This is a genomic window from Hydrogenophaga aromaticivorans (assembly GCF_013387465.1).
GTDB classification, from domain to species: Bacteria; Pseudomonadota; Gammaproteobacteria; order Burkholderiales; family Burkholderiaceae_C; genus Hydrogenophaga; species Hydrogenophaga aromaticivorans.
The window spans coordinates 93,068-105,653 of the sequence record NZ_VYGV01000001.1 but is presented as its reverse complement, the minus strand read 5'-3'; the positions used below and the strand labels follow the sequence as shown (position 1 = coordinate 105,653).

14 protein-coding genes are annotated in these 12,586 nt (G+C 65.9%); 6 read left to right on the top strand and 8 right to left on the bottom strand.

Annotated elements, in window-relative coordinates:
• Positions 1-90 precede the first annotated feature (90 nt).
• The 4 genes from F3K02_RS27730 to F3K02_RS00495 all read left to right on the top strand — a co-directional run bounded on the left by F3K02_RS27730 (position 91) and on the right by F3K02_RS00495 (position 2,776).
• A complete protein-coding gene (locus F3K02_RS27730) occupies positions 91-225 on the top strand; it encodes a hypothetical protein (RefSeq protein ID WP_281362699.1) in 135 nt (44 codons plus the stop codon).
• Positions 222-1,430 (top strand): cell division protein FtsZ, encoded by a 1,209-nt coding sequence (ftsZ, locus tag F3K02_RS00505; RefSeq protein WP_177132145.1) that lies wholly within the window; start codon positions 222-224, stop codon positions 1,428-1,430. Before F3K02_RS27730 ends, ftsZ begins: the two co-directional genes overlap by 4 nt.
• Positions 1,431-1,636: 206 nt before the next feature.
• The gene (gene lpxC / locus F3K02_RS00500; RefSeq protein WP_177132143.1) at positions 1,637-2,560 is read left to right on the top strand and encodes a UDP-3-O-acyl-N-acetylglucosamine deacetylase; all 924 of its coding nucleotides are present in this window, start codon (positions 1,637-1,639) and stop codon (positions 2,558-2,560) included.
• Between the two features lie 39 nt (positions 2,561-2,599).
• The gene (locus tag F3K02_RS00495; protein ID WP_177132140.1) at positions 2,600-2,776 is read left to right on the top strand and encodes a hypothetical protein; all 177 of its coding nucleotides are present in this window, start codon (positions 2,600-2,602) and stop codon (positions 2,774-2,776) included.
• Positions 2,777-2,839: 63 nt separating this feature from the next.
• Here the strand turns inward: F3K02_RS00495 and F3K02_RS00490 are convergent, their stop codons facing one another.
• From F3K02_RS00490 to F3K02_RS00455, 8 genes are all read right to left on the bottom strand, one after another.
• Positions 2,840-3,436: a hypothetical protein gene (locus F3K02_RS00490; protein ID WP_226464929.1), complete on the bottom strand. Its 597-nt coding sequence runs from the start codon at positions 3,434-3,436 to the stop codon at positions 2,840-2,842.
• Between the two features lie 345 nt (positions 3,437-3,781).
• Complete coding sequence (gene ruvC / locus F3K02_RS00485; RefSeq protein WP_177132134.1) at positions 3,782-4,330, bottom strand: crossover junction endodeoxyribonuclease RuvC; 549 nt, start codon at positions 4,328-4,330, stop codon at positions 3,782-3,784.
• A 20-nt stretch (positions 4,331-4,350) separates the two neighbouring features.
• Positions 4,351-5,340 carry a phosphatidate cytidylyltransferase gene (locus F3K02_RS00480; RefSeq protein ID WP_177132129.1) on the bottom strand — a complete coding sequence of 330 codons (990 nt, stop codon included), beginning with the start codon at positions 5,338-5,340 and terminating at the stop codon, positions 4,351-4,353.
• Positions 5,340-5,957 carry a lysophospholipid acyltransferase family protein gene (locus F3K02_RS00475; protein WP_177132126.1) on the bottom strand — a complete coding sequence of 206 codons (618 nt, stop codon included), beginning with the start codon at positions 5,955-5,957 and terminating at the stop codon, positions 5,340-5,342. The genes F3K02_RS00480 and F3K02_RS00475 overlap by 1 nt, the downstream gene beginning before the upstream one ends.
• Before the next feature lie 10 nt (positions 5,958-5,967).
• Positions 5,968-6,753: a transglycosylase domain-containing protein gene (locus F3K02_RS00470; RefSeq protein WP_177132124.1), complete on the bottom strand. Its 786-nt coding sequence runs from the start codon at positions 6,751-6,753 to the stop codon at positions 5,968-5,970.
• Positions 6,753-7,619: a TonB family protein gene (locus F3K02_RS00465; protein ID WP_177132121.1), complete on the bottom strand. Its 867-nt coding sequence runs from the start codon at positions 7,617-7,619 to the stop codon at positions 6,753-6,755. Before F3K02_RS00465 ends, F3K02_RS00470 begins: the two co-directional genes overlap by 1 nt.
• A 24-nt stretch (positions 7,620-7,643) precedes the next feature.
• Complete coding sequence (locus F3K02_RS00460) at positions 7,644-9,728, bottom strand: ribonuclease catalytic domain-containing protein (protein ID WP_177132119.1); 2,085 nt, start codon at positions 9,726-9,728, stop codon at positions 7,644-7,646.
• A 41-nt stretch (positions 9,729-9,769) separates the two neighbouring features.
• Entirely contained in the window at positions 9,770-10,426 is a 657-nt protein-coding gene (locus tag F3K02_RS00455; protein ID WP_246309041.1) for a YqiA/YcfP family alpha/beta fold hydrolase, read from the bottom strand.
• Between F3K02_RS00455 and rodA the strand changes: the two genes are divergently transcribed.
• Positions 10,425-11,579, top strand: coding sequence for a rod shape-determining protein RodA (gene rodA, locus F3K02_RS00450; RefSeq protein WP_177132112.1), 1,155 nt, complete (start codon positions 10,425-10,427; stop codon positions 11,577-11,579). The genes F3K02_RS00455 and rodA overlap by 2 nt on opposite strands.
• A 50-nt stretch (positions 11,580-11,629) precedes the next feature.
• Positions 11,630-12,526, top strand: a complete 897-nt coding sequence (locus F3K02_RS00445; protein ID WP_177132749.1) for an NAD(P)-dependent oxidoreductase — start codon at positions 11,630-11,632, stop codon at positions 12,524-12,526.
• Positions 12,527-12,586 lie beyond the last annotated feature (60 nt).

The window sequence follows — 12,586 nt, the reverse complement described above, 5'->3', positions numbered from 1 at the left end:
CATGAATCACACACACACGATGAGCGGTTTGTTCGGATCCCCTGTTGCCCCCGCGCGCCATGGCGCCGCGGGCCACTACCCGGTGCACCGATGTACGGAATGCACCGGGCCGCCTGGGTGATGCCGGGGCCGCGCAGCGGCCACCCCCTTGATGAATACAACGATTTTTTATTGAAACAACGCCCGGTGCCGCAGGTTCAGGGCAACAACAGGAGAGAAAAATGAGCATCGAAATGATTGAAGTGGAAGAGTTCAACCAGGGCACCCAGATCAAGGTCATCGGCGTGGGCGGTGGCGGCGGCAACGCCGTGGAACACATGATCACCCGCGGCGTGCAGGGGGTGGAATTCATCTGCGCCAACACCGACGCGCAGGCCTTGGCCCGCAGCGCCACCAGCCGCACCATCCAGCTCGGCACCAGCGGCCTGGGCGCCGGCAGCAAGCCGGAAAAGGGCCGTGATGCGGCCGAACTGGCGATCGACGAGATCCGCTCCGCCATCGAGGGCGCTCACATGCTGTTCATCACCGCCGGCATGGGCGGCGGCACCGGCACCGGCGCTGCGCCCGTGATCGCGCGCGTGGCCAAGGAAATGGGCATCCTCACCGTGGGCGTGGTCACCAAGCCGTTCGACTGGGAGGGTGGCCGCCGCATGACCAACGCCGACAGCGGTCTGGCCGAGCTCGAAGCCAACGTGGACTCGCTGATCGTGATCCTGAACGAGAAGCTGCTCGAAGTGCTGGGCGACGACGTGACGCAGGACGAAGCCTTTGCCCACGCCAACGACGTGCTGAAGAACGCCGTCGGCGGCATCGCCGAGATCATCAACGAGTACGGCAACGTCAACGTCGACTTCGAAGACGTGCGCACCGTGATGGGCGAGCCCGGCAAGGCCATGATGGGTACGGCGGTTGCCGCCGGCCCGGACCGCGCCCGCATCGCTGCCGAAGAGGCCGTGGCCTGCCCGCTGCTCGAAGGCATCGACCTGTCGGGTGCCAAGGGCGTGCTGGTGCTGGTCACGGCCGCCAAGGGTTCGCTCAAGCTGTCCGAGTCCAAGCTGGCGATGAACACCATCCGCGCCTACGCTTCTCCCGATGCACACGTCATCTATGGCGCGGCCTACGACGACAGCCTGGGCGACGAGATGCGCGTCACCGTGGTGGCCACGGGCCTGTCCCGACAGGGCGCCCGCCGCACCGCGCCGCCGCTGCAGGTGCTGCGCACCGGCACCGACAACGTGGCGTTCAACATCCCGACGGTGCATGCCGCGGTGGGTGGTCCGGGTGCCGCCCAGCCCGACTACAACTCCATGGCCGTGCCCAGTGTCTGGCGCACCAACCGCACACAGGCGGCTGCCAAGGTGGATGCGCTGGCTTCCGGTGGCATGGACGATTTCGAGATTCCTGCTTTCCTTCGTAAGCAAGCCGACTGACTTTTGACGGGCCGCAAAGCTATTGCGCGGTCCGATCTGGCGTCTGCAGCGCTCGCCGTACGAGAGTACGGCTCCGCGCTTCAACGCCACCTCGGGCCGCTCGCTACGCTTTTCGACCCATCAAAGGAGACCTTTGTTTTCGGCTCCTATCCCGGGCATAGGTTTTCCTGCCAGCACTTATTCGTTCGGAAAACTAAAATCATCCGATGCTCGCTCAACGAACCCTGAAATCTCTCACCAAGGCGGTTGGTGTCGGCCTGCACAGTGGCCAGCGGGTGGAGCTGACGCTGCGCCCGGCCGCGCCGGACACCGGCATCGTGTTCCGCCGCGTGGACCTGCCCGAGCCGGTGGAGATTCCGGTGAACGCCGATGCCGTGTCCGATACGCGTCTGGCGTCGACCATCGCCAAGGGCGGCGCCAAGGTGCACACCATCGAGCACCTGATGAGTGCCGCCGCGGGCCTGGGGCTGGACAACCTCTATGTGGACATCACGGCCGAAGAGGTGCCGATCCTGGACGGATCCTCGGCCTCGTTCGTTTATCTGCTGCAGAGCGCGGGCATCGTGACGCAGAAGGCGCCCAAGCGCTTCATCCGGGTGACCAAACCGGTGGAGGTGCGCGAAGGGGAGGGCAGCAACCTCAAGTGGGCGCGGCTAGACCCTTACCACGGCTACAAGCTGAGCTTCGAGATCGAGTTCAACCACCCGGCGGTGAATTCCAGCGGCCAGCGGGTCGAGTTCGACATGGGCAGCGGCCGCTACGCGAGGGAGATCGCCCGGGCCCGCACCTTCGGCTTCACTCGCGACGTGGAGATGATGCGTTCCCATGGCCTGGCGCTGGGCGGCGGACTGGACAACGCCATCGTCATGGACGATGTGAAGGTGCTCAACGCCGACGGTCTGCGCTACCAGGATGAGTTCGTCAAGCACAAGATCCTCGACGCCATCGGCGATCTCTACATCATCGGCAAGCCGCTGCTGGCCGCCTACAGCGCCTTCCGCTCGGGTCACGCCATGAACAACCAGCTGCTGCGTGCGCTGCTGGCCCGACCCGATGCTTACGAGATCGTGAGCTTTGAGCAGGAGCGTGAAGCGCCCACCGGCTTCGCGCAACTCGCTCCCGCCTGGTAAGCGCCAGCCGGCGCCCGGGGCTTCACCGAAAAACAAGCCATGCTGCTGTTTCGCTGGACCATCTTCATGCTCCTGCTGGCGGCCGGCGTGTCGTTCGCCTTCTACATCGGCACGGGGCAGGCGCGGTTTCGCCAGTACGGGATCGTGATCCTGAAATGGACGGTCATCGCGGCGCTGGGCTTTTTTGGTGTGCTGGTGCTGGAGCGCCTTCTCTGATGCGCTGAAAAGCCAAAGGCCATCCCGAAGGATGGCCTTTGGCTTTCAGGTGTGGAGCCGGATTCAGTGGGCGCCGACGAAGCGGGTGCCTTCGAACGAACGGGACTCACCGCTGGTGCGGTACTGCGCCCAGGCCACCATCAGCATCAGCGCGGCAAAACCACCGGCGATCAGCACCGGGTAAGCAGCGAGGATGTCGGTCAGCGGGAACTTCCAGTTCAGCGGACGGCCGACGCCCAGCAAGGCGGCGTAGAACCACGACACCGCCGACACCGAACCCGCAAACACGGCGAAGCTGCGCTGCGAGAACGACATGTTCAGCAGGGTGCCGGCCTTCTTCATCAGCGGCAGGACGCGGTGGTGCAGCAGGATGCCATTGAGGGTCAGCAGGGCAACGACGGTGATCTTGGCCTGCAGCTTGGGGTTGGCGAAGTACTCCAGGCCTTTGACCGATGTGTCCAGCGCGATGATGCCGGCGCCGGTGGCCCAGAGTGCGGCCAGGGCCAGGGCCACGGTGTTCTGCAATTCCTGCAGGTGTTTCGGGTCCATGCGTTCGTGGGGGTCGCCTGAGATGAGCTGTTTGACCATGGCAATGTCGCTCATGAGGATCAACCCGATGGCCGCGCAACAGGCGATCAGGTGGGCATAGACGAGGGCCATTCGTGAAAATTCAAGTTCCATTTGAGGTATCCGGGTGAAGGGTCAAGGACTGTCCCGACAGAAACGGGCTCCGGGGCCCGATGGAAGTTTGCATCGAAGCCTTGGCCGCTAATGTGCCTACCCAGACCGTGGTCATCTGTGCGCAGTTGCAACGGTTGGTCCCGTTGTCATTGATATTTATCAATTTGTACAAAAGGGGGTCTTCAGGGGGAAAACCCCAATGAAGCTGTTGTTTCCATCCCTCAAATGGGGGATGCTCTGGGGCGTGCAGATACTGTTGTTACGTCCATGTACGGTTCGTCACAACCGCGTACCATCGAACCGCTGACGGCCTGTCCACTGTTTTCAGTAGTTCCGGCCGCCTTTGTAAGCCGCATGGGTACGTGCCTGCAGGGGGGACACCTTGTTGATGGCCTGCATCGTGCGGCTGACCTGCGCATGGGTGATGGCCAAGCCCAGGGCGTCGGCCGCGTCCTTGCCGGGCAGACCGGGCAACTGCAGCAGGCGTTTGACCATTTCCTGCATCTGCGCCTTGTCGGCGCGGCCATAACCGACCACCGCTTTCTTCAGCTGCAGGGCGGTGTACTCGGCCACCGGCAGGCCGTTGGCCACCAGCGCCGTGAGGCAGCAGCCGCGGGCTTGGCCCAGCAGCAATGTGGCCTGCGGGTTGACGTTGACGAACACGATCTCGCAGACCGAGGCTTCGGGCTGGTAGCGCTTCACCACCTCGCTGATGCCGTCAAACAGGATCTTCAGCCGCTCGGGCAGCAAGGCGCCGTCTTTCGGGCTGGTCTGGATGGTGCCGCTGGCCACGTAATGCAGTGCGGCGCCCTCGGTGTCGATGACACCAAAGCCGGTGCACTGCAGGCCGGGGTCGATGCCGAGGATGCGCATGGGGTGTGCCGTTTCAGCGTTCAGAGGTTGAAGGTCCAGCGCACGGAGTGGAAAAACACCGGAGCGGCGAAACACAGCGCGTCCACGCGGTCGAGCAGGCCGCTGGCCCCGGTGACCGAGCGCCCGGCCGAACCCCAGTGGGTCACGCCACGGTCGCGTTTGATGGCTTTCATGACCAGGTGTCCGAACGAGCCGGCCATGCACGCCACCAGCGCCATCGCCAGGGCCTGCAGCGGCTTGAAGGGCGTGAGTCCGGCCAGGGCGACGCCGAGCAGGCCGCCAGCGGCCAGGCCCGCCAACCAGCTGCGCCAGTGGAAGCTGGCGCTGATGGCCGGTGCCACCGGGTCGCGCAAGCGCCGGGCCACGAGGTGCTGGACCAGCATGCAAGTTTGCACCACCAGCACCAGGAACAGCACGAGGAACGCGGTCTTGCCGGCAAAGCGCGGGAAGTTGAGCAACAGCAGCGCCGGCACATGGCTCATGCCGTAGACGCAGACCATGATGCCCCACTGCAACTTGGCGTTGCGTTCCAGAAAGCGTTGCGGGTCGTTGCCCAGCGCGCTCACCACGGGGATGGCCAGGAACACATAGACCGGGATGAACACCGTGAACAGGTTGAAGTGCTGGTTCCAGACCAGGGCGTATTGCAGCGGCAGCACGATGAAGAACGCCAGCACGAGGCTGCGGTGGTCACCGCGCCGGGTGGGCGAGAGGCTGATGAACTCGCGCAGGATGAAAAACGAGACCAGACCGAACAGCACGATGGCCACGCTTTCGCCCGCGGCCCAGCCGACCCAGAACACCAGCGTCATCAGCCACGAGTTGCGCAGCAGGGCCTGGTAGTCGTGCAGCCGCTGGGCGCGGTCGCCGGTGTGGTCGTCGGCCTGCTGGCGTTCGCGCAGGGAGAGCAGCACGCCCGCGCCGCTGGCGATCAGCAGCAGGCCAAACAGCAGCACAAACATCAGGCTGACCTGTTGCTCGGGGGAGAGGCTGCGCAGGAAGGACCCCATCAGACCTCCCGCAAGGCCATGACGGCGCTGCGTGCGCGTTGCAGGAAATCGGCGCGTGCTTCGTCGGCACCCAGCGCCACGGGCTCCCCGAACGTCACCGAGCACAGCACCGGCACCGGAATCACCTCGCCCTTGGGCATGACCCGTTGCACGTTGTGGATCCAGGCGGGCACCAGCACCACCTGGGGAAAGCGCCGGGCCAGGTTGTAGATCCCCGACTTGAAGGCCTGCGGATCTTCCGCGTGACCGCGGGTGCCTTCGGGAAAGAGGATCAGCGAGTCGCCACTCTCCAGGGCATCGATGAGGGGCTGCAACGGGTCCTCGTCGCCCTTCTTTTCGCGCTCGACGTAGACCGCGTTGAACACCTCGGTGGTGATCCAGCGTTTGAAATTCGATGCCGTCCAGTAGTCGCGCGCGGCAATGGGGCGGGTGATGCTGCGCAGCTCCTGGGGCAGGGCCGCCCAGATCAGCACCAGGTCGGCGTGGCTCTGGTGGTTGGCGAAATAGATGCGCTGCTCCGCCTTGGGCGGGCAACCGTACCAGCGGGCCTGGGCGCCGGTGAGCAGGCGCACCAGGCCGAGCAGGAAGGTGCTCATGGCCTGGGCACGCCAGTTCATGAGCGTGTCCTCACGGCGCCTGAACTGCGCCCATGCGCGCCACGATGGTGCCGGTGCGGCGAGCGAGGTAGGCCGAGCCCTGCCGGGTTTCGAAGAACTTGGGGCTGGGCAGCATCACGGCCAGGCGGGCCGCCTCGTAGGCGCTCAGCTTGGCGGCGGGCTTCTGGAAATAACGCTGGGCCGCGGCTTCGGCGCCGAAGACCCCTTCACCCCACTCCACGCTGTTGAGGTAGATCTCAAGAATGCGCTGCTTGCTGAGCAGCGCATCCAGCGTGAGTGCGAGCATCAGCTCCTGGCCCTTGCGCAGCAGGTTGCGTTCGCCCGAGAGCAGCAGGTTCTTGGCCAGTTGCTGGGTGATGGTGGAGCCGCCGATCACCTTGGGCGGCTTGATCGCCTTGATGGCGGCTTCGGCCGCTTCGGGCTTTTTGGCGAGCTTGCGTTCGAGCTGTGCGGTCCGCTTCTCGACCAGCTCCTGGCGTCTTTCGTTCTTGACCCAGGCCGCTTCGATGGCGCTCCAGTCCACGCCGTCGTGCTCGGCAAAGCCCGCGTCCTCGGACGCCATCACGGCGCGCTTGAGGTGCGGGCTGATCTCGTCGTAGTCCACCCATTGGGCGGACCAGCGCCAGTCCTTGTCGGACCGGAGGCTCTGGCCCGCAACCCGCCAGGCCTCGGAGCGCATGAAGGCGGTGCTTTGCGGGTCGACCACCACCATCAGCGCGACACGCAAGACAAAAAACAGTTGCAGCGCCAGGCCAGCCAGCACCACCCACAACAGCCATCGACCGATCGATTTCATCACTGGCTGGACATTTGTGTCTGCAACGTGGCGTCGCGGGTGAAACGGAACCGCGACACCACCACGATCTGGTCGGCCCGCTGGCGCATGGCTTCGTTGAAGCGGCCAAAGCCGAGGCCGCGCACGATCGCCTGGGCACGCCGGTCCAGCGTGGTGTTGCCCGAGGTCTGCACCACCTCGGTGTCCAGCACGGTACCGGTGTGGTTCACCGTGATGACCATGGTGAGCTCGCCATAGAGCTTGCGACCGGCGGCCTCGGGGAAGTTGGTGGTCCCCCGGTCTTCGATCTTGCGGCGCAGTTCGTCGTAGTAGATCGCGTAGACCTCTTCGCGCGTGGCCGGGCTGATGTAGCGTTTGCGCGGTCGGGCGTTTTCTTCGTTGATGCGCTTTTCGATCTCGGCCAGCACCTTCACCAGCGCCCGGCGCTTGCGTTCGCGCTCAACGGCCTCCTGGCTGGGGTTGACGGCCTGCAGGTCCGGCGGTGGCAGGTTGGCCAGTTGCTTGCGCACCAGGGCCAGGATCTGCTTTTGCTGTTCCTTGAGCGCCTCGATCATGCGCTCGTCTTCTTCGGGGGTGTCGCCGATGCGGACCGTCGGGTTGGGCGGCAGGGGCGAGGTGGCACGCCCCTTTTCCCTCTCGCCGCCACCGGCCAGCGAAGCCTGCGCAATGGCCTTGGCCTTCTCGGGACGCTCGTCGCTCTTGGCATTGACCAGAATGACTTCGAGTGGCGTGTCCTGGAACACGCGGTTGAAGTTCTCGGGATCGACAAAACGCACCGTCAGCAGCGCGGCGTGCACGGCGACCGACACCCCCAGCGCCAGCTGCAGGGTGCTCAGTTGTTTGAGGAAGGCCAGGACCGGTTTCACGCGAGCATTATCGGTGCTGGTGGCTCACAGCCCGGGCGCCTCGGCAGCGGTTTCGGCGGCGGTTTCCGGGGCATCGACCTGGGCATCGTCGACGTCAATGGCCAGCGCCAGCGGTGCGGCCAGTTCGTCGTCTTCGCCGTCCTCGGACTCGCTGCTGTCATCCACGCTGTCGACCGGCAGGTCGAGTCGCTCGATGACGGTGCCGTGCACGTCCAGCGTGATGTGATCGATGGCGCCCAGCCGCACCCGCACGTGCGCGCCGCGCGGCAGGCCTTCGGCGCCCATGACCGGCAACACCAGCGGCAGGCTGTCGGCTCGCACCAGGTTGTCCTTGAACAGCGTGGCGGTGAGTTCGGAGATGCCGGCCTGCTGCAGGTGTTTGAGCGTCCAGTAACGTTCCATGCCGTTCTGGAAGCCGTTGTAAGCGGTGTAGGCGGCATCGAAGCCGCTGATGATGGCGAACAGGTTGGCGTCTTTGGGCTTGAACGGCGCGGCGAGCGCGGCGGTCTTGCCGTGGCGCGCGCAGGCAATGATCTGCCACTGGTTGACCATGTCCACGTAACGGCGCAGGGGCGAGGTGCTCCAGGCGTAGCTCTTGACGCCGATGCCCGCGTGCGGCTGCGCCTTGGTGCCCATGCGCACTTTCACGCCGGGCGCCAGGCTGGCCTGGCTGCGGTAGATGCCGGGCACGCCGCAGTCGGCGAGCCAGTTGCCCCAGGTGCTGTTGGCCAGGATCATGGCCTCGGCCACCATCAGGTCGAGCGGCGCGCCGCGCTGGCGTGTGCCGATCACCACGGTTTCGTCGCCCGCGGGCTCGCTGCCCGTCACGCCTTCGAGGCGGAAGGTGTAGTCCGGCCGGTTGAAATTCTCCGGCTTGCCTCGCACCACCTCACGCTGCGCCTTCAGGTGGCGCGCGAGCCGGAAGATGAAGGCCAGCTGCGGCTGCAACTCTTCAAGATGGGCTTCGGCGATCGCCGCGCTGGCTGGTGCCTGGCCGGTCAGCCAGTCTTCGGTGATCACGGTGTCGAGCTGGTCGTGGCGCAGGTTGTGCGCGATCGGCACGCGCTCCAGCACGGTGCGGCTGTCCTTGGGCTCCAGTGTGGCCTCGTCGAAGCTGACGTAGAGCGACACGGCGGGGCAGTCGCGCCCAGCCATCAGCGTGTAGGCCTGCACCACCTCGTCGGGCAGCATGGTGATCTTGTGGCCCGGCATGTAGACCGTGGACAGGCGGTTGCGTGCCACCTGGTCGATGGGGCTGTCGGGCAGCACCGCGAGGCCGGGCGCCGCGATGTGGATGCCCAGCGTGACCGTGCCACTGCCCAGCCCCTGCAACGAGAGCGCGTCGTCGATTTCGGTGGTGTGCGAATCGTCGATGGAAAAAGCCTGCACGGCGGCCAGCGGCAGCTCGTCGGCGATGGCGGGGGCTTGCAACGCTGGGAAGCCGGTGCCTTTGGGGAACTGGTCGAACAGGAATCGCTGCCAGTGGAACTGGTAGGCGCTGGCGATGGCGCCGGCGTTTTGCAGCAGGGTGAGCGGCGCGGTGTGGCTGTTGCGCGCCGCTTCCACCACGGCCTTGTACTCGGGCGCGTTCTTGTCCGGCTTGAACAGGATCTTGTAGAGCTGCTGGCGCACCGGCTCGGGGCATTGCCCGCTGGCCAGCTCGGCCGCCCAGGCTTCGATCTGGGCCTGTATCTGTTTCTTTTTCTCGATGCCGGCGAGCGCCTGCGCCAGGATCTCGGGTGGCGCTTTCTTGTAGCGGCCCTTGCCGGCGCGCCGGAAGTAGTGCGGGGCGCCCTGCAGGCAGAGCAGGGCCGCCACCTGCTGTTCGGTACCGGCGCTGGCGCTGAAATACTCCTGCGCCAGTTCGGCAAACCCGAACTCGCCTTCGGGGGCGAATTCGTAGGCCAGCTCCAGTTCCATGGTCTCGGCCAGCGCGGTGGCCGCGGGCATCAGCTGGGCGGGGGCGGGTTTGTCAAAGCGCAGCAGCGCGTTGGCGGACTTGACTTTGACCCGCTTGCCCGAATCCAGCTCCACCTGCAGGGAACTTTCGGCTTCGGACAGGAGGCGGCCGGTCATCAGTTTGCCGGCGTCGTCGAACAGAATGTGCATGGACGGGATTGTCCCATGCGGGCGGTTTTGGCCTGGCGGGCTCAGCGCTGGAGGTCAAGAAACTCGAAGATGGCGTCGATGTGGTCGTCAAAGTCGCTGATGGCGTGGTCGCTGCCGGGCAGCAGGCGCAGCGCACCGCCGGCGCAGAAAGCCACCATTTCCCGCCAGTCCAGCACCTCGTCGCCCTGCGCCACGATGGCGAACTGGCGCTGCGGCGTGGCCGGGTGCTGCGGTGCCAGGCGCTGGATGTCGGCCTCCAGCGCGCTCAGTTCGTCCACGAAGGCGGGTTCAAAAAAGAAGCGCTCCTGCGGATCGTGCCACGCCGTCTGTTCCCCGATGTATGTCGCCAGATCGCGCGACGGGTGCACGGCCGGGTTGAGCAGCACCGCGCGGCAGCCGGTCTGAAGGGCCAGCCAGCGAGCGTAAAAGCCGCCCAATGACGAGCCCACCACGGCCATCTGTCCGCGCGGCCAGCTGGCGGTGCCTTGCCTGATCAGGGCGGTGGCGGCCGCGGGCGAAGGCGGCAGTTGCGGGCACCACCAGGTGACGTGCGGGTGTTGTGTGTGCACCCGCGTGGCCACCTTTTCCGCTTTCACCGATCGGGGTGACGAGCGGAAGCCGTGCAGGTAGAGCAGGTGGGTGGTCTCTGGCGGCGGGGTGGTGACGGGGTTCATTGCCGAAGGATAATCGGTGCCCATGGCCGTCGTCTTTGACAAACCCACCCTGCTGCAGCGCATCGCTCCGATCTTTCAGGGGTTTGATGGTCCGCTGGTTTTTGCCATCCTGCTGCTCGCGTGCGCGGGCCTGATGACCATGTATTCGGTGGGTTTCGATCACGGCTCGCGCTTCGCCAGCCACGGCCGCAACATGATGCTGGCGGCCGGCGTGCTTTTTGTCGTCTCCCAGGTGCCGCCGCAGCGCCTGATGGCGCTGGCGGTCCCGATGTACGTGGTCGGGGTGGCCTTGCTGCTGGCGGTGTTCCTGTTCGGCATCCAGAAAAAGGGGGCCCAGCGCTGGCTCAATGTGGGTGTGGTGATCCAGCCCAGTGAACTCATGAAGGTGGCCATGCCCCTGATGCTGGCCTGGTGGTTCCAGCGCCGCGAGGGCCAGCTCAAGCCGCTGGATTTTGTGGTGGCGGGCTTGTTGCTGGCGATACCGGCGGCGCTCATCCTCAAGCAGCCCGACCTGGGTACCACCCTGCTGGTGGTGGCCTCTGGCCTGGCGGTCATCTTCTTTGCCGGGCTGAGCTGGAAGCTGATCATTCCGCCGGTGCTGCTGGGCATGGTGGGGGTGGTCACGCTGATCGCGATGGAACCCCAGTGGTGTGCGCCCGATGTGGACTGGCGCGTCCTGCACGAATACCAGCGCCAGCGCGTGTGCACGCTGCTCGATCCGTTCAAGGATCCGCTGGGCAAGGGGTTCCACATCATCCAGGGCATGATCGCCATCGGCTCCGGCGGCGTCTGGGGCAAAGGCTTCATGCAGGGCACGCAGACCCACCTAGAGTTCATTCCCGAGCGCACCACCGACTTCATCTTCGCGGCGTTTTCCGAGGAATTCGGTCTGGTGGGCACGCTGGCGCTGATGGCGGCGTTCCTCTTCCTGCTGATCCGCGGGCTCATCATCGCGATGGAGGCGCCAACCCTGTTTTCGCGCCTGGTGGCCGCTGCCATGACCGCCAACTTCTTCGTCTACGCCTTCGTCAACATGGGCATGGTGAGCGGCATCCTGCCGGTCGTGGGGGTGCCTTTGCCGTTCATCAGTTACGGGGGCACGGCGATGGTGACGCTCGGCGTCTGTCTGGGCATTCTGATGTCGGTGGCCAAGTCAAAGCGCCTGATGCAGTCATGAGCCGCATGCGAGGGGTTCGCACCCCGTCGCCAGTGGGCGAAGGCGTTGCCATGCACCTGCCCGCTTGCCGGGTGGCAGTCGTGGGTGCCGGGAACATGGGTGGCGCCATGGTCGCGCGCCTGTGTGAACTGGGCTGGTCGGTGGTGGTGTGCGACATCGACCCTGTGCGCCAGCAACAGGCGCTGGAAGCCGGCGCCTGCCTCGCCGACACCCCCGAGACGGCGGCCCGTGCGCTGGTGGCCGACGGCGTGTTGATCGTCTGCGTGGTGGATGCGGCGCAGTCGCATGACGTGCTCTTCGGTGGAGGTGGCGCCGCTGCTTCCCTGCACAGTGGCCAGGCCGTGATGCTGTGCCCGACCATCGCGCCCCAGGACACCGAAGCGCTGGCAGGGGCGCTGCAGGCACTTGGGCTGGACTGCATCGATGCGCCCATGTCCGGCGGACCGGTGCGGGCTCGCGACGGCCGCATGAGCCTGATCGTGGCTGCGCCCGATGGGGTGCTGGAGCGCCACGCGCCGCTGCTTGCCGCCTTGTCCACCAAGGTGTTTCGCATCAGCGAGCGCGTGGGCGATGGTGCCCGCACCAAGCTGGTCAACAACCTGCTCGCCGGCATCAACCTGGTGGGTGCTGCCGAGGTGCTCGTGCTGGCCGAGCGCCTCGGGCTGGACTTGTCGACGACGCTGGACGTGATCGAACAATCCAGTGGCCAGAGCTGGATCGGCTCGGACCGCATGCGCCGCGCCATTGCGGGCGACCTGGCGCCGCGTGCCCACGTGACCCTGCTGGAAAAAGACACCCGGCTGGCGGTGCAGGCCGCGCGCGCGGCCGGTTTTGCCGGGCCGCTGGGCGAGCGTGCGGCCGGCGTGTTCGAGCAGGCGCACGCCGCCGGCATGGCCGATCTGGACGACGCGGCGCTGCTGCAGCTCTTGCGCGGCGCGCGAGCCTGAGGCGCGCAGCGCCTGGCAAGACCACGCCGCCAGCGCGCGAACGCTGTCCTTCTTACAATG

Excerpts from the sequence above, each read along its gene's own strand:
- F3K02_RS00490 (WP_226464929.1), bottom strand. The coding sequence starts at position 3,436 with ATGGCCCTCGTCTATGCCCACCTGATCGCCTGTTGCGCGGCCATCGGG.
- F3K02_RS00495 (WP_177132140.1), top strand. The coding sequence starts at position 2,600 with ATGCTGCTGTTTCGCTGGACCATCTTCATGCTCCTGCTGGCGGCCGGC.
- F3K02_RS00480 (WP_177132129.1), bottom strand. The coding sequence starts at position 5,340 with ATGGGGTCCTTCCTGCGCAGCCTCTCCCCCGAGCAACAGGTCAGCCTG.
- F3K02_RS27730 (WP_281362699.1), top strand. The coding sequence starts at position 91 with ATGTACGGAATGCACCGGGCCGCCTGGGTGATGCCGGGGCCGCGCAGC.
- ftsZ (WP_177132145.1), top strand. The coding sequence starts at position 222 with ATGAGCATCGAAATGATTGAAGTGGAAGAGTTCAACCAGGGCACCCAG.
- rodA (WP_177132112.1), top strand. The coding sequence starts at position 10,425 with ATGGCCGTCGTCTTTGACAAACCCACCCTGCTGCAGCGCATCGCTCCG.
- F3K02_RS00460 (WP_177132119.1), bottom strand. The coding sequence starts at position 9,728 with ATGCACATTCTGTTCGACGACGCCGGCAAACTGATGACCGGCCGCCTC.
- ruvC (WP_177132134.1), bottom strand. The coding sequence starts at position 4,330 with ATGCGCATCCTCGGCATCGACCCCGGCCTGCAGTGCACCGGCTTTGGT.
- F3K02_RS00470 (WP_177132124.1), bottom strand. The coding sequence starts at position 6,753 with ATGAAATCGATCGGTCGATGGCTGTTGTGGGTGGTGCTGGCTGGCCTG.
- F3K02_RS00455 (WP_246309041.1), bottom strand. The coding sequence starts at position 10,426 with ATGGGCACCGATTATCCTTCGGCAATGAACCCCGTCACCACCCCGCCG.
- lpxC (WP_177132143.1), top strand. The coding sequence starts at position 1,637 with ATGCTCGCTCAACGAACCCTGAAATCTCTCACCAAGGCGGTTGGTGTC.
- F3K02_RS00475 (WP_177132126.1), bottom strand. The coding sequence starts at position 5,957 with ATGAACTGGCGTGCCCAGGCCATGAGCACCTTCCTGCTCGGCCTGGTG.
- F3K02_RS00445 (WP_177132749.1), top strand. The coding sequence starts at position 11,630 with ATGCACCTGCCCGCTTGCCGGGTGGCAGTCGTGGGTGCCGGGAACATG.